Annotated in this window: 17 protein-coding genes; 4 read left to right on the top strand and 13 right to left on the bottom strand. The window is 37.6% G+C overall.

Features of this window, described 5'->3' with window-relative positions; genetic code table 11:
• Positions 1-140: 140 nt before the first annotated feature.
• The 12 genes from sigF to ACFSBH_RS20810 all read right to left on the bottom strand — a co-directional run bounded on the left by sigF (position 141) and on the right by ACFSBH_RS20810 (position 10,721).
• The gene (gene sigF, locus ACFSBH_RS20865; protein WP_251510230.1) at positions 141-896 is read right to left on the bottom strand and encodes an RNA polymerase sporulation sigma factor SigF; all 756 of its coding nucleotides are present in this window, start codon (positions 894-896) and stop codon (positions 141-143) included.
• Between the two features lie 11 nt (positions 897-907).
• Positions 908-1,348: an anti-sigma F factor gene (gene spoIIAB, locus ACFSBH_RS20860; RefSeq protein ID WP_251510229.1), complete on the bottom strand. Its 441-nt coding sequence runs from the start codon at positions 1,346-1,348 to the stop codon at positions 908-910.
• Positions 1,345-1,698, bottom strand: a complete 354-nt coding sequence (gene spoIIAA, locus ACFSBH_RS20855; RefSeq protein ID WP_251510228.1) for an anti-sigma F factor antagonist — start codon at positions 1,696-1,698, stop codon at positions 1,345-1,347. The genes spoIIAB and spoIIAA overlap by 4 nt, the downstream gene beginning before the upstream one ends.
• A gap of 104 nt (positions 1,699-1,802) precedes the next feature.
• Positions 1,803-2,981, bottom strand: coding sequence for a D-alanyl-D-alanine carboxypeptidase family protein (locus ACFSBH_RS20850; protein WP_251510227.1), 1,179 nt, complete (start codon positions 2,979-2,981; stop codon positions 1,803-1,805).
• A gap of 123 nt (positions 2,982-3,104) precedes the next feature.
• On the bottom strand, positions 3,105-4,409 hold the full coding sequence (locus tag ACFSBH_RS20845; RefSeq protein ID WP_251510226.1) for a pyrimidine-nucleoside phosphorylase: 1,305 nt from the start codon (positions 4,407-4,409) through the stop codon (positions 3,105-3,107).
• 5 nt (positions 4,410-4,414) lie between these two features.
• Entirely contained in the window at positions 4,415-5,248 is an 834-nt protein-coding gene (locus ACFSBH_RS20840) for a purine-nucleoside phosphorylase (RefSeq protein ID WP_251510225.1), read from the bottom strand.
• A gap of 5 nt (positions 5,249-5,253) precedes the next feature.
• Positions 5,254-6,435 (bottom strand): phosphopentomutase, encoded by a 1,182-nt coding sequence (deoB, locus tag ACFSBH_RS20835; protein WP_379599538.1) that lies wholly within the window; start codon positions 6,433-6,435, stop codon positions 5,254-5,256.
• 25 nt (positions 6,436-6,460) lie between these two features.
• Complete coding sequence (gene xerD / locus ACFSBH_RS20830; RefSeq protein ID WP_251510222.1) at positions 6,461-7,351, bottom strand: site-specific tyrosine recombinase XerD; 891 nt, start codon at positions 7,349-7,351, stop codon at positions 6,461-6,463.
• Between the two features lie 327 nt (positions 7,352-7,678).
• Positions 7,679-8,137 carry a ferric iron uptake transcriptional regulator gene (gene fur / locus ACFSBH_RS20825; RefSeq protein WP_251510221.1) on the bottom strand — a complete coding sequence of 153 codons (459 nt, stop codon included), beginning with the start codon at positions 8,135-8,137 and terminating at the stop codon, positions 7,679-7,681.
• 108 nt (positions 8,138-8,245) lie between these two features.
• Complete coding sequence (spoIIM, locus tag ACFSBH_RS20820; RefSeq protein ID WP_251510220.1) at positions 8,246-8,884, bottom strand: stage II sporulation protein M; 639 nt, start codon at positions 8,882-8,884, stop codon at positions 8,246-8,248.
• A 110-nt stretch (positions 8,885-8,994) separates the two neighbouring features.
• Entirely contained in the window at positions 8,995-10,176 is a 1,182-nt protein-coding gene (locus tag ACFSBH_RS20815; protein WP_251510219.1) for an endonuclease Q family protein, read from the bottom strand.
• Between the two features lie 2 nt (positions 10,177-10,178).
• Positions 10,179-10,721 carry an NUDIX hydrolase gene (locus tag ACFSBH_RS20810; RefSeq protein WP_251510218.1) on the bottom strand — a complete coding sequence of 181 codons (543 nt, stop codon included), beginning with the start codon at positions 10,719-10,721 and terminating at the stop codon, positions 10,179-10,181.
• A gap of 133 nt (positions 10,722-10,854) precedes the next feature.
• Here ACFSBH_RS20810 and ACFSBH_RS20805 point away from each other — a divergent pair, with 133 nt between their 5' ends.
• The 4 genes from ACFSBH_RS20805 to ACFSBH_RS20790 are packed head-to-tail and all read left to right on the top strand — an operon-like array spanning position 10,855 to position 14,942.
• Positions 10,855-11,775 (top strand): aldo/keto reductase, encoded by a 921-nt coding sequence (locus tag ACFSBH_RS20805; protein WP_251510217.1) that lies wholly within the window; start codon positions 10,855-10,857, stop codon positions 11,773-11,775.
• A 59-nt stretch (positions 11,776-11,834) separates the two neighbouring features.
• Positions 11,835-12,575: a glycerophosphodiester phosphodiesterase gene (locus ACFSBH_RS20800; RefSeq protein ID WP_285853478.1), complete on the top strand. Its 741-nt coding sequence runs from the start codon at positions 11,835-11,837 to the stop codon at positions 12,573-12,575.
• 35 nt (positions 12,576-12,610) lie between these two features.
• Positions 12,611-13,525 carry a ribonuclease Z gene (gene rnz, locus ACFSBH_RS20795; protein ID WP_379599533.1) on the top strand — a complete coding sequence of 305 codons (915 nt, stop codon included), beginning with the start codon at positions 12,611-12,613 and terminating at the stop codon, positions 13,523-13,525.
• A 46-nt stretch (positions 13,526-13,571) separates the two neighbouring features.
• On the top strand, positions 13,572-14,942 hold the full coding sequence (locus ACFSBH_RS20790; protein WP_251510215.1) for an aldehyde dehydrogenase: 1,371 nt from the start codon (positions 13,572-13,574) through the stop codon (positions 14,940-14,942).
• 157 nt (positions 14,943-15,099) lie between these two features.
• On the opposite strand, the gene ACFSBH_RS20785 is transcribed toward ACFSBH_RS20790, so the two are convergent.
• On the bottom strand, positions 15,100-16,356 hold the full coding sequence (locus ACFSBH_RS20785) for a DNA polymerase IV (protein WP_251510214.1): 1,257 nt from the start codon (positions 16,354-16,356) through the stop codon (positions 15,100-15,102).
• Between the last annotated feature and the right edge of the window lie 34 nt (positions 16,357-16,390).

The raw sequence follows: 16,390 nt of genomic DNA, 5'->3' as shown, positions 1-16,390 counted from the left end.
GAAACCAACCATATTTTACCATGAAGGAGGCCTTTTTTGACCCCACGCTAGAAGCTCTACGGAACCCCCGGCGTAGCCGAGGGTTTTCGAAGACCATAATAAAAAAGCAACAAGGAAATGATTTCCTTGCTGCTTGATTGTTATACACCTAAGTATTCCTTTATTTCTTGTAATAGTTTCTTCTCTATCCTAGAGACTTGAACTTGAGATATTCCTAAGCGTTCTGCCACTTCGGTTTGTGTTTGATCCTTATAATAACGTAGATAAACAATAAGGCGTTCCCTTTCATCCAAATGCTGAATCGCTTCTTCCAATGATAGTTTTTCAAACCACTTCGAATCTTCTATTGAGATTTGGTCGAGTAATGTTATTGGGTCACCATCATTCTCAAAGACTGTCTCATGTATGGATTGAGGTGTTCTTGCCGCCTCTTCGGCATGGATAATTTCTTCTGCTGGAATATCCAATTCCTTTGCCATTTCATTTACCGTCGGCGATCTCCCGAGTTTCTTCGTTAGGGAGTCTTTAGCCCTTCTAATCTTATTGCCTGTCTCTTTTAACGTTCTGCTGACCTTAACACTACCATCGTCACGAATGAAACGCTGAATTTCCCCAATTATCATTGGGACGGCATATGTGGAAAAACGAACATCATAGGATAAATCGAACTTATCAATGGATTTGATCAAACCAATACTTCCAATTTGAAAGAGGTCGTCTGGATCATAACCGCGATTAATAAACCGCTGCACTACAGACCATACAAGCCGAACGTTTTGTTCAACTAAAAAATCTCGTGCTTCTTTATTACCGTTTTGGCTTTGCAATATTAGTTCTTTCACTTCTTCGTTCGTAAGCTTATGCTTACTTGATTCGGCTTTCATATTAAGATTCATCGGCATTCATCCTAATTATATACCGTTTTATTTTTAATTAACTGTTTGGACATTTCCAATATTGTACCCTTGCCCGGATGGGAAATGACTTCCACTTGGTCCATAAAATTTTCCATGATGGTGAACCCCATACCAGAGCGTTCCAACTCCGGCTTTGAAGTATATAATGGTTCACGAGCTGATTCAATATCTTCGATTCCAAGTCCATTATCTTCTATTCGAAGTTTGATTTCATAATCATCCACCGTACAAGTAATTTTGATAAAATGATCCGGCTCATTTTGATAACCGTGAATTATTGCATTCGTTACAGCTTCTGAGACCACGGTTTTAATTTCGGTCATCTCATCTACTGTTGGATCGAGCGGAGCGATGAACGATGCAACTGCAACTCGTGCAAAGGATTCATTTTCACTGACACTTAAGAATTCAAGTTGCATACTATTTTTCACGACGCCACCCCCAAAGTTTCCAATGCAAAGGATTCATTCTCCGCAAGTCGGATAATCTTAAACAAACCTGCCATCTCAAATAATCGTTTGATGGATGGTGAAACAGAGCAAACGACCATTTCACCACCAAGTTGCAACACCTCTTTATACCTCCCCAGAATAACCCCCAAACCAGAACTATCCATGAATGTTATACCATCCAAATTTAACAGGACATGTTTAACGGGATGTTGGTAGAGCATGTCTTTCCATTCTGAACGGAGAGATTCTGCTGTATGGTGATCTAGTTCCCCCGATAATCTTACAATTAGAACATCCTCCTTAACGGAAAACAAGGATTGTAGCCCCAAAATAATCTCCTCCTCTTTTATTCCTCACTCTATGTTTCTGTATTTCCTTAAACAATTCCTGCATCATGACAAAAGTAGTTGGTATTTTCTATAATTCGCGCTGTTTATTCGAAAACAGTCACTTCTTGCAATGAACGTTTTAATAATGTAAAGAATGATGCTTTTTCAATAGATTGTTCAACGGTTAATGGTGCTTCCATAATCAGTTCGTCACCATTTTTAACATATAGGGTTCCTACCTGATCACCTTTCTTGATCGGGAGTGTCAACTCTTCGTTTAACTCATATTCTGTTGTCAGATTTTCTGTGTCCTCCCCCTTGGCATGCAGGGTACTGATTTGTTGCGCGGTAACAATATTCGTTTTTTTCCTGTCACCTTTCACCATCGATATATCTGTTATTACATCTCCTTTATCAAAGAGCTTCTTCGTTTCAAAATGATTAAACGCATAATCAAGCATGGAAGAAACTGCAGCATTCCTCGTCTTTGAGTTGTCAAAGCCTAATACCACTGCAATAACCCGCATATCATTATTTTTCGCAGTTGCTGTTAAACAATATTTTGCTTCACTTGTATATCCCGTTTTTAATCCATCTACGCCTGGATAAAATCTTACTAATTTATTCGTGTTTACTAACCAAAATTCTTTATCTGTACCTTTTCTTAAATAGTCTTCATAAATGGAAGTATACTCCGTTACTTCTTCATGTTTTAATAGTTCACGGGCCATCATAGCCATATCATAAGCAGTACTATAGTGGTTTTCGGCCGGCAGTCCAGTCGTATTTTGGAAGTTTGTATTTTCAAGTCCCAACTCTTTCGCTTTTTCATTCATTTCTTTTACAAAGGCTTCCTCACTACCTGAAAGACGTTCTGCTAGAGCAACACTAGCATCGTTAGCAGAAGCAATGGCAATCCCCTTCAATAAATCTCCGACCATCATTTCTTCGCCCGCTTCCAAGAAAATTTGTGAACCACCCATAGATGAAGCATTTTCACTCACGCGGATTTTCTCATCTAATGACAAGCTGCCATCATCAATAGCCTCCATGATCAATAGGAGGGTCATAACCTTAGTCATGCTTGCTGGCGGCAATTTTTCATGTGGATCTTTATCAAATAATATGGTTCCGGTATCCTGTTCAATTAAAATAGCCGATTTTGCCTCTTCTGCAAGATTCGGTTGATTATTCTCTTCCGACGCTGCGCTGACCTCTAGTAAAGGAGCAAAACTAGTAAATAGTAAAAAACAGATCCCCATAACTATCCTGCTTTTATTCATAGATTTACCTCCAAAAATGTAGTATAGAAATATGATATCCAAAAGAGGTTTTTTTATACGATTCTGTTGTCCGTCACAATAAAAAAACCCTTATTCATATAAATGAATAAGGGTTAAATTGAATCAGCCATCAATTAACTCATAGATTAACTTTGGTGGTTCCACTTTATTTTCATCAACTTTAATACTTTGGTAAATATTTTCTTTAATAGCGTCCAAATCTTCACTATTCGAATGGATAGTTAATAAGGTCTCGCCTTTTTCCACAAAGTCCCCGACTTTTTTATTCAAAACGAGCCCAACTGCCAAGTCTATCTCTGATTCTTTAGTCTGTCTTCCTGCTCCAAGCATCATTGCCGCAGTACCAAGTTCATTAGCTGTTATTTTTGATACGTATCCCGATGACTTGGATGGTAAATCAACTTGAAGTGCCGCTTTTGGCAGAAGATCAGAATTGTGGACAACCGACGAATCTCCGCCCTGAGACTTAAGGAAGGTTTCAAAAACAGATATTGCTTTTCCATTCTTGAGGTTGTCGGATAAAATTTGTCTTGCTTCATCCAGCGTATCCGTCCTTTTCGCAGCTACAAGCATTTGACTTCCTAACACTAAGCAAAGTTCAGTCAAATCTTTTGGTCCTGCGCCTTTCAACGTGTCAATTGCTTCTTTAACCTCAAGCGCATTACCGATTGCAAATCCTAGCGGTTGGCTCATATCGGAGATAACTGCTTTCGTATTCCTATTTAACTGGTTGCCAATCTTTACCATTGATTTTGCAAGTGCACGAGCATCATCCAACTCTTTCATAAAAGCACCAGCTCCTGTCTTAACATCTAAAACAATCGCATCGGAGCCTGCTGCAATTTTTTTACTCATGATGGAACTTGCAATAAGTGGGATAGCATTTACAGTTGCTGTTACATCCCTTAAACTGTAGAGCTTCTTATCAGCTGGTGTAATATTACCAGATTGCCCAATTACCGCTACTTTATTTTTATTTACAAGCTCAACAAACTCTTCTGTCGACAGTTCAACATGGAAACCTGGTACACTTTCCAGCTTGTCAATGGTCCCTCCTGTATGTCCCAGACCTCGTCCACTCATTTTGGCTAGTGGAACACCAGCTGAAGCAACTAAAGGGGCAAGGATTAATGTAGTTGTATCCCCCACTCCTCCTGTAGAATGCTTATCGACTTTTATTCCTTCAATTTTGGATAAATCAATGGTATCACCTGAATGGACCATTGCCATTGTAAGATTTGAAAGTTCCTTTTCCGTCATGCCTTGAAAATAAATTGCCATGAGTAAGGCACTTACTTGATAATCTGGAATATCACCATTCGTATATCCTGAAACAACAAAGTGAATTTCTTCTTCTGTTAATGCTTCTCCATCCCGCTTCTTTTCTATTAGACTATACATGTTCATTTGAATCACCCTTTTTCATGAATGTTTATAGTTGAGACGATTTCTTTAACTAAAGCTAAAAAGTTTGAACGAACCTTATCCGTCGTTTCAATTACTTCTTCATGCGAAAGCGGTTGATCCAGTATTCCTGCAGCCATGTTGGATATACAGGATATCCCTAAAACCTTCATACCTACATGATTTGCCACAATTACTTCGGGAACTGTTGACATGCCAACCGCATCACCACCTAACAGGCGAAGCATTTTTATTTCTGCAGGTGTTTCATAAGATGGACCTGTATTTCCAACATAAACACCTTTTCGGTAGGTTATTCCGTTATCATTGGCACATTTTTCTGCCATGCTAATCAGGGAAGGATCATAAGCATTAGACATATCAGGGAAACGCACGCCTTGTGATTCATCATTTTTTCCAATTAACGGATTTGTGCCCATATTATTAATATGATCGGTTATGAACATTAGGTCTCCCGCGTGATAGTTTTCATTTATTCCACCAGCTGCATTGGTTACAATTAAATGAGATACACCAAGCTTCCTCATTACCCGAACAGGAAAAGTAACCTCTTCCATTGAATACCCCTCATAAAAATGGAAACGGCCTTGCATCGCAATTACTTGCTTTTCTCTTAATCGACCAATAACTAATTGGCCCGCATGTCCCGAAACGGTGGACACAGGAAAATGCGGAATCTCTTCATATGGTATAGTAGTGGCTTCCGTAATTTCATCCGCCAATACACCCAAACCTGAACCTAGAATTAAACCAATTGTAGGTGTGCTGTTTAATTTATTTTTGATATATGTTGTAGCTTCCAAAATTTTATCATTGACCATCTAAGTTATCTCCTTTTAACATCATCTAAAAAACTTGTTCCATGTGAAGGTAACGGAACAGAAAAATTGTCAGCAATCGTTGCACCGACATCTGCAAAAGTTTCCCTTATTGGTAGTTCTTTTCCTTGGTCCATACCTGTATGATAAACAAGCAATGGAACATATTCTCTAGTATGATCTGTTCCTGGATGGGTTGGATCATTGCCGTGATCAGCCGTGATAATCAATAAATCATTGTCTTGCAGTTTATTAAGTACTTCCGGTAACCGATCGTCAAAGGCTTCCAATGCATCCCCATACCCTTGCGGATCTCTTCGATGTCCATATTTGGCGTCAAAGTCGACTAAATTCAAAAAGCTTAAGCCTGTAAAATCTTTATCCATCGATTCCACTATTTTTGTCATCCCGTCTTCGTTATCCACCGTACGGATTGCCTCGGTTATACCTTCACCATCATAAATATCAGAAATTTTGCCCAAGGCAATTACATCTAAATTATGGTCTTTTAATTCATTCATTACTGTCCTTCCAAAAGGTTTTAATGCGTAGTCGTGACGATTGGCAGTTCGTGTAAAGTTTCCTGCAGTACCAATAAACGGTCTCGCAATGACTCTACCTACCATGAATTCTTCTCTCAATGTCAGTTCTCTTGCAATTTCACAAATCCGATATTGCTCTTCAATCGGAATGATTTCCTCATGACAGGCAATTTGTAATACAGAATCAGCAGATGTATAGACAATGAGAGCCCCAGTTTCCATATGTTCTGGTCCCAATTCATCAATAATTGCAGTCCCAGATGCTGGTTTATTTCCAATAACTTTTCTTCCTGTCCGTTCTTCCAACTCTTTGATCAGTGCATCAGGAAAGCCGTTAGGAAAAGTTTGAAACGGCTGTTGTACATGTAAGCCCATCAGCTCCCAATGACCTGTCATTGTATCTTTTCCAACCGATGCTTCTTGCATTTTTGTGTAGTATGCTTGGGGTTTTTCAGCTTTTTCAATCCCCTTAATTTCTTTAATGTTTGAGAGTCCAAGCTTACCCATTACCGGCATATCCAGTCCGTCCATAAATTTGGCGATATGCCCGAGGGTATCCGCACCTGCATCATTATAAGCCCTCGCATCAGGTGCTTCGCCTATCCCAACTGAATCCATTACTATAAGAAATATGCGTTTAAAAGTCATCTCTTCATTAGCCTCCTTGTCTTACTTATGCTCTTGGATGATATGCTTTATACATATCCTTTAATCTTGTTTTTGTAACGTGAGTATAGATTTGAGTTGTCGAAATATCTTCATGGCCTAGCATTTCTTGAACTATTCTTAAATCTGCTCCGTTTTCTAATAGATGGGTGGCGAAAGAATGGCGTAACGTATGAGGTGTAATATTCTTTCTTATTTCTGCCTCAAGCGCTCTTTTCTTTAATATCTTCCAGAAGCCCTGTCGTGATAAAGGTCTTCCATGCTGGTTAACAAATAATGTTTTGGTCGATTGGCCTTTAACTAGATGAGGTCTACCAAATTCCAAATAGTCCTCCAAAGCCTTTTTTGCGGTATCTCCCAAAGGAACAATTCTTTCCTTGGATCCTTTTCCAAAGCATTGAACAAATCCCATCATTAAATGTAAATCATTCGTCTTTAGACTAATCATTTCCGTAACCCTGAGTCCGGTAGCGTAGAGCAGTTCTAACATAGCTTTTGTCCGTAAGCCTAACGGAGTATGATCATTTATTTCCAACAGTTTATCAATGTCTTCCTGGGAAAGGATATCAGGAAGCGTACGATCCTTCTTCGGCTTTTCAACATGTAGACTTGCATCTTGCTTTACAATTTGTTCTCTGACTAAGAATTGATGGAAAGAACGAATCGATGAGATATGGCGAGATATAGTAGCAGACGATTTCCCATTATCCTTTAAGTGATATAAGAATTGAAGAATATCATTTCGAGATACATCATTCCAAGATATTTTTTGTAATTCTTTGGTTATGTATGCTATATAATTTGTTAAATCGCGTCGGTAGGAAGTTAGTGTATTGACAGCCAGACCTCTCTCCACTTGCAAAAAATGCAGAAAGTCCTCTAATTCATTTTTTAGCATGATCCCATCTCCCTATTAAAAATAACACGCTCAAAGTCCATGTGGAAAGATATAATATTTCTCACTAATTCTACTGTACCCTCTTTACGATTCTTTGTAAATTATGTAATAAAAAAGATTACAGTTGTTGTAAAAGTTAAATTTAAATCATTCAGACATTCTCTTCTAGTAGACCGCAGACCCTAAACACCTTCGCTTTCCGCGAGAGATATTTGGACTGCGGACTTTCATTAGAACCACAAAAATCTAAACTTAGTTAAGCAGCAGTCTATGTATATTATCAAAATAAAAAACAACCTTATCCAATGGATTAGGCTGTTATACGTTTTATTGGGTTGCTTTTACTACTGCTCCTTGGCATTGTCTACAGATACCATGGAAAGTCAGACGATGATCTTTCACTTCAAAGCCGAAGTCTTTTTCCACTATTTTTTCAACATCTTCCAACAAATCATTAACGATTTCTTCAACAGAACCACATTCAATACAAACTAAGTGGTGATGAAAATGTTTGGCACCTTCCTTACGAAGATCGTAACGAGAAACACCATCTCCAAAGTTTATTTTATCGACAATCTTCAACTCGGATAATAATTCTAATGTCCGATATACAGTTGCTAAACCAATTTCAGGAGATTTTTCTTTAACTAATAAATAGACATCTTCTGCGCTCAAATGGTCTTCTTCTCTTTCCAATAGTACTCGAACAGTAGCTTCTCGTTGAGGTGTCAGCTTATAATTTTGTGCGTGGAGTTGTTTTTTTATTTGTTCAATCCGGTGTTCCAATACTCGTTCGCCTCCCTCATATCCCAACTTTATTATATGCACCATTCTACAAGGTGTCAAAGTATAAATTACAATTTTATATTAATAATAATTATAAATTAATGTTTATTATAAGTAAAATGATTTAATCAGGAGTTCCATTGCACCGCTAGAAATGTATGCTTCAATGAAAGAAGCTGTACTTGACATAATTAAAAGAAATGAGAATATGACAATATAATTGACAAAGGGTTGCCATAGTGAATCAACATTTCTACGAGAAAATATCTTTCTCAAACTAATTATCGCAAAAATCATCGACAGTGTACCCGCAACAAGGTAAACAGGAATGATGATGAAATTATGAGGTGCAATCGTTAATGAGGCAAAGAGCAAACCCTCTGTTCCAAGTTGATTGACGATAAAACCGACAGAGAAGCCCACGACCAAGCCTTTAACGAAAAGTAATACCCAAACCAACGGTAAGCCAATGACTGAAAGACCTAGTAGAAATAATAGAGCTAAGTACTTTAAATGATAGAAAAAGCTCGCCTTCCAAAGAGTAAAGTGATCAAAACCTTGTTCATTAATTGTAAAATTAAAAAAACGTTCCAAATAAAAAAACAAGTCCTGTTTCTGGGCAAAATTCATACTATTTACGATGATTGCACCAAATATAATGCCTGATAGCAATAATACACTCATAAATAGATAGATGATTGCGTGTGATTTAATATGGAAAGCGATTCTCATTCTCAATTCATGCATGTGGATCCTCCTTCAGCAAATTTCTATAAACATTCTATGAAGGAGTATATTAAAATAGAACAGGGTGCTAGATTCACTTTACCAATAGAAAAAACAGAAAGAGCTTCATCTTATTTCAGCTCTTTTCTGTTGCTTACCACTTTTCCGTATTTCCCACCACCGCCGGGGGATATCACTAGTCTTCCTTCCCGATTATCAATAATAGCATCGACCAACTTTTGTGGCACTACTTTTTTTAATTCTTTAGATTCAACTTGATGGATAATATCCATTTCTGTTCCAAAGATATCCAATAATTTTCTATAGGTTTTCGGCCCCAATGTTGGAATGTATTCAAGAGGAATTTGATGGATATAAGGGGGACGTTTCGGTAAAATATGACCTCCTGATAACTCTTGAATCCTATCCTTCACCCCATTAATTCTTTTTAAGGAACCACAATATGCACAAGGTTGAGTCTTTGATGCTTCGTTTAGACAGTCTTTACACACAGTGTGATAATATTTACCAAGTCGGGGATTCATTCCAAAGTTTCGATTAATTCCCCTGCCATCAACTTGGTGGATAGCCCATAAAAATTCCTTAAATGTCGATTCTTCCATTCTAATTTCCTGATACTCTCTCCCAATTTTGCCTAAAGAATGGGCATCGGAATTAGTCAAAAACGTGTATCCACTCAATTCATCAATTCCATTCACCATAAAAGTATCAGAACTTAATCCCAGTTCAACTCCATCAATCAAGGAAGCATCCAACACTTCTTCCAACGATCGTTCTACGCCCTTACCGTATAAGCTTTTAAATGGGGTGAATATATGGGCAGGTATGAAAATCCCTGAAAGCTCCTTTACTTTATACTGCAATGCTTTCACTGATCCGTAATATCTCTGGGAACTGAGATTGATATTACTCATCTTATTCTTGAGCCATTGTGTAAACGAACCAATTGCAGCTAATGTCGGAAAAAAGCAAAGTACATGGATGGGGCCCTTACAATTTTCATCATAGACTTCTATTTCAGAACCCATAATCAGGGTGACTGTCTCAAAGCGGATTCCCCCATCTATCAATTCCTCAGCTAGCCCTTCATTAAGAAGTCCTCTGATTTCAGCCTGGACAGCTGGGACGTGGCAGTCAATTACCCCAACCATATCCATCCCTTTATTCTGACTAGCTTCAATAAGAATATTAGTAAGCGTCAAGCTTTTTGCCCCAGTTATTTTAACTGCTTTACCGTTATGATCTCTACCGATATGGATATGCATATCAGCAAAATATTTCTTCAGTTTCATCACTACCTCCAAAGTGAGTGCAGATAAAGAATTGCATAATTAGTTTTTGCATCATGTATTTTTTCCTCTTCTACATATTGTTTCGCTTCATCGAGGGTTAATTCAATTATTTCTATAAATTCATCATCATCACCAGCAGGAGGTGTGTCAAGCTTCTCTAATGTATCCGTCACATAGAGATATACAAGTTCGTCTGCGAAGCCTGGTGATGTGTAAAAGGATGTGACGAATGATAATTCTTTTGTCGTGTAACCGGTCTCTTCTTCTAATTCACGGATAGCTGCTGCCAGAGGTTGCTCATTATTATTCAGCTTTCCTGCTGGAATCTCTACCAATGTCTTTTCCAATGGTTTGCGATACTGTTCAACTAAAACAATCTTTCCATCTTCTGTTATCGGGATCACTGCTACCGCACCAGGATGTTTTACAATTTCACGTTTAGATTTCTCTCCATTCGGCAAGAGGACATCGTCAACTTGGAGATCAATAATCTTTCCTTCAAAAATTTTCTCTGTATGAATCGTTTTCTCTTCAAACTTCTTCATGATAATCTCCTTTATTACCTATTTTGTTTTCAGTTTAGCATATTTCGATTTTGCCTGCCTTAGTTTGCGGTTGGCTTCCATTAAGATTCTTCCCTATAATAGAGGTACCTTAACAAATAAGAAAGGTGATATGATGGAGAAACAACAATTAGGAAAATCAGACATATATATATCAAGACTGACATTGGGTTGTATGTCGCTTGGAACGGACAGAAAGCATGCGAAAGAAATTATCGATACTGCGCTTGATCGGGGAATCAATCATTTGGATACAGCCGACTTATATGACTTCGGTTTAAACGAAGAAATAATTGGGGAAGCAATTAAAGACAAGCGTAAAGATATCATATTAACGACTAAAGCCGGGAACCATTTCTCCAAGGAATCAAAAAATTGGTTTTGGGACCCTTCTAAAGAATATATAACAGAGGCGGTAAAGAACAGCTTAAAGCGTCTTAAGACGGATTATATCGATTTCTTCATGCTGCATGGCGGCACGATCAATGATCCAATGGATGATACAATTGAGGCAATGGAAGAACTGAAGCAAGCTGGTTGGATCAGGGCCTATGGAATTTCATCTATCCGACCAAACGTAATTCAGAAGTACATCGAAAAGTCCTCTATCGATGGGGTGATGATGCAGTATAGTTTACTCGATAGACGCCCAGAAGAAGAGATTCTCGAAAAATTAATAGCTCATAATATCAGTGTCATTACAAGAGGTTCATTAGCTAAAGGATTACTTAGTGTAAATTATAAAGAAAACTTCATCAAGAAAGGCGAAGAAGGATTCTTGGACTATACCGGACCTGAACTAATGAATACACTAGAGAACATTGCAGAAGCATCTGAAGGGATACCTTTGAATGAAATTGCAATAAAATATGTCATCAAACATCCGGCAACGACAAGTGTGACGATTGGCGCAAGCAAAAGAGAGCAAGTTCTTGAAAATACACGTCCAGACTTTACCAATGGACTTCCTGACACTGTGTATGAAAAATTAAAACAGATTACAAAATCAAATGTATATAAAGAACATCGTTCCTGAAAACTTAACAACGTCATCCTACGTTGACATGATTAAAGATGAAATAAAGTATGGGAGGATTGATTCGTATAAAGACGAAAATTATCGCCCACCGTGGAGCAAGTAAATATGCGCCTGAAAATACGATGCCTGCTTTTGAGCTGGCTTATCAAATGAACGCTGATGGAATCGAAACGGATATCCAGTTAACAAAAGATGGCGTACCCATTCTAATCCATGATGAAGAATTAGGACGGACAACTAATGGATTTGGCTTTGTTAAAGACTATGAACTTTACGAATTACAAAAACTTGACGCCGGTATGTATTTCTCAAAGAAATTTATAGGCACACGTATCCTTACCCTCGATGAATTTCTACAGTGGGCAAAAGGTAAGCCGTTATACTTAAATTTAGAACTTAAAAATAATAAGATAGATTACGAGGACATAGAAATTAAAGTTCTCGATGCAATCTACAAATACAAACTAAAAGATCGAACAACCATTTCCAGCTTTAATGCCGCTAGTATCCAGCGGTTGCGCCGACTCGATAAGAGCATCGATATAGCGCTCTTGCGTTCAAGATCACATGGTAACCTAGCACATTATGCAAAGGGACTTGGAGCCAGTTCATTACACATTAGATATAATCTATTAAATAAAGCATTGGTTAAATCAAGTGAAGTATTAAATCTCCCAATTCGCGTATATACGGTGAATCGCAGCATTAATATTTGGAAATGCTTAAAACTAAATATCGACGGTATTATAACAGATATGCCTGATAAAGCAATCAGAATACGAAATACAAGGAAATAATTTAGAGCACTAAAGATATTTTTGGAGGAAATCGGATGGAAATAACATTTCTTGGTACAGGCGCTGGCGTTCCTTCTAAAGGACGAAATGTATCAGCTATTGCTCTCCACTTATTGCAGGAAGAGAACCATATTTGGTTGTTTGATTGCGGAGAAGCCACCCAACATCAAATTTTACACACAACAATTAAACCTAGGAAAATCAATAAAATATTCATCACTCATTTGCACGGAGACCATATATTCGGACTGCCTGGGCTATTGAGCAGCCGATCTTTCCAAGGCGGTGAAGATACAGTAACCGTTTATGGACCTGAAGGAATAAAGGAATTTATCAAAACGGCACTTCATGTTAGTAAATCACATCTGAACTATCCCATCTCAATTGTGGAAATAAAAGATGGCACCATCATTGATGAGGATAACTTCACTATTTATGTAAAAGAATTAGAGCATGGTATACCAAGTTTCGGTTTTCGGATCGTAGAGAAAGATGCGCCTGGTGAATTACTCGTTGAAAAACTGAAGGCTCAAGGTATCCCATCCGGTCCATTATATGGTGAAATAAAGAAAAATGAACAAGTTCACACGAAAGAATTCGGTACGTTATATCGTGAGAATTTTATCGGTCCAGATAAAAAAGGGAAAATTATCACAATCCTTGGTGATACAAGATATAATCAAAACTTTACAACCTTTATAGAGAATTCGGATTTGCTTATCCATGAAGCAACATTCAATGCTGAGCAAAAGGATTTAGCATATCGGTATTTTCATAGCACTATTGAACAAGCAGCTATGTTGGCAAAAGAGGGTAACGTAAAACACCTGATCATTACACATATATCTTCCCGCTACCTAGAACAAGATCATGATGACCTTTTAAAAGAAGCTAGAAATATTTTCCCAAATACTGACCTTGCGATGGATTTTTACCATTTCAAAATATGAACGTGCCAATCTAGCAAGGTAATCGTTGACTTTAGGAGAGAGAAAAATGAACAACATAAAAGAAATCGTCGAAAACCAGCGGACCTTCTTTATTCGTGGAAATACGATAGATTACGAATACCGCAGAGAGAACCTAAAAAAACTCAAAGCAATGTTGAAGGAAAATGAATCAGAAATTTATTTTGCATTAAAACAAGATCTAAACAAATCCAAACATGAAGCGTTTCTAACTGAACTAGGATTCTTATATTCAGAAATTGATTTTACATTAAAAAATTTAAAAGAATGGATGGCACCAGTGAAGATGCCTTCCCCCCTATCTCACAAAGGATCTAAATCATATATTGTAAAAGAGCCTTACGGAGTCGTGCTTGTAATCTCTCCATGGAATTACCCTTTACAATTAGCTCTTGCACCTGCAATCAGCGCTTTGGCTGCTGGTAATTGCGTAATCATCAAACCTTCTGAACATGCCAAGCATACTTCACAGCTGCTGTCGTCATTGATTCAATCCACTTTTGACCGCTCATTGTTCAGCGTCATGGAAGGAGATATAGAAACAACGCAAAACTTACTTAAAGAAAGATTTGATTATATATTCTTTACTGGAAGTACAAATGTAGGAAAAGAAATTATGAAAGCAGCGAGTGAACACCTCACCCCTGTCACTTTGGAGTTAGGTGGAAAGAGTCCGGCAATCATCGATGCAGATGCCAATATTAACTTAGCAGCAAAAAGAATTGCTTGGGCAAAATTCACCAATGCTGGACAAACTTGTGTAGCACCTGACTATATTTATCTGCATGAAGATGTGAAATTTAAATTCACGAAGGCTCTAGTAAAACATATTAAAGCTCTTTATGGTAAACATCCACTTTATAATGAGGAATATACGAAGATAATAAATAATAAACATTTTGAAAGATTAGTGCAGCTGCTTGATCAGGGATCAATCATTCATGGAGGAAATTACAACTCTGAAACTCGCTTAATTGAGCCTACATTAATAGAAAAGGTAACGTGGGATGATCCAATTATGCAAGAAGAGATTTTCGGTCCCCTCCTCCCTATTCTTACCTTTAAAAATATTGAAGACGCATTATACGTAATTAAACGCCAAGAAAAGCCCCTTGCATTATATTACTTTGGAGAAAATGAAAAGATTCAACAGCAAGTTATAGAATTCATCTCGTTTGGCGGAGGAGCGATAAATGACGCTCTGTTTCATTTAGCAAATCCACATCTCCCATTTGGTGGTGTTGGGAACAGTGGTATGGGTGCTTATCATGGCCAATATGGTTTTGACACATTCACCCATAAGAAAGGTATTTTAAAACAAACCACGAAATTCGATATGCCTTTCCGTTATCCCGGAAGTAAATTCAACACATCGGTCGTTAAAAGGATTATGAAATAACCTATCAATTATTTTCGAATTTTAAAATTATGACAGTAATAATTCTCCTGGGAGTCTGCAGCACGTATTTACTGCATGCATATTTTAGATACCTAATACAAATACAATTAGAAAATCCCATACCTAGACATTTATAAAATGCATTTAGGAATGGGATTTATTTTGTGTAGTCGTCAAGGAAATCTTTTTGAAAACTTGTCTTAAATTGGTTTAGCTCTTTATTATCGTTTTTTTGCAAGGCTTTAAACGCATTACTACCAAATTTCTCTGAGAGTTGATTGATGGTTTGCTTTAATTTCTCCTTTTTCTCAACTTCTGCATAGGTAAATAAATCAAGCTGCTCTCCTACATTACGCTTCTCTTCAATATGTTGTACGGTAACACCAAGCAAGCGGATTGGTTCTTCATTCCAATGATGCTGAAACAACTCTGTTGCAATTAAAACCAAATCATCTTTAGCATCAATATAATTATCTAGTTTTCTACTTCGAGTAATCGTTTTTCGATCGTGGTAGCGAATCATGATTTGAACACTTTTACCGACAACTTCTTTTCGTTGCATTCGAACAATCACTTTTTCAGCTAATTGATCGATTAACTGTTTAATTGCAGTGACATCTGTCGTATCCTGTGGCAATGTTTGTGAGTTGCCGATACTTTTAAATTCAAAAATTGCATCTGGATCTACTTCACGATCGTCTACACCGTTTGCTCGGTTTTTTAATCGTTCACCATTAATCCCCAACAGTTGTTTCAGTTGATAGACATCAGCTTTTGCTAAATCTCCAATCGTATGGATATGAATAGACTTTAACTTTTCAGCAGTCTTTTCACCGACTCCATACATTTCATCAATAGCAAGCGGCCATAATGTCATCGGTAATTCTCGTTTGCGCATAATCGTAATGCCAAGTGGTTTTTTTCTATCTGATCCCATTTTAGCAAGAAACTTATTCGGAGCTATCCCTATACTACAGGGTAAATCAAGCTCATCCAGAATACGTTTTTGCAGGTTTTGGGCAATTTCAATCGGTGTGCCTTGATCATGAACATCTGTCACATCGATATACCCTTCATCAATGGATACAGGCTGTACAAGATGAGTAATTTCGGACATCATTTTGAAAATTTCCCGTGAAGCAGCTCGATAACGTTCAAAATTTGGTTTCAAGACAATTAATTCTGGACAAAGCTTTTTTGCTTCCCAAACATTCATAGTCGTGCGCACACCTTTTGCCCGCGCCTCATAGCTGCTCGTTACGATGACTCCTTTACGTTCTTCAGGGTTACCCGCAATGGCAATGGGCTTCCCTTTCAAATCCGGGTTAAAGGCCATCTCAACAGAGGCATAAAAGCTATTCATGTCTATATGAAAAATTATTCTTCTTTTGGTGGGTCGCTTCAATTTAGACATGTTAAACATCCTTTATAGATTCTTTCTTATATTA

The organism is Oceanobacillus luteolus (assembly GCF_042678205.1).
In the GTDB taxonomy this organism is placed as follows: Bacteria; Bacillota; Bacilli; order Bacillales; family Amphibacillaceae; genus Oceanobacillus; species Oceanobacillus luteolus.
The sequence above is the reverse complement of the archived record's forward strand: the minus strand, read 5'-3'. Positions and strand labels throughout refer to the sequence as shown.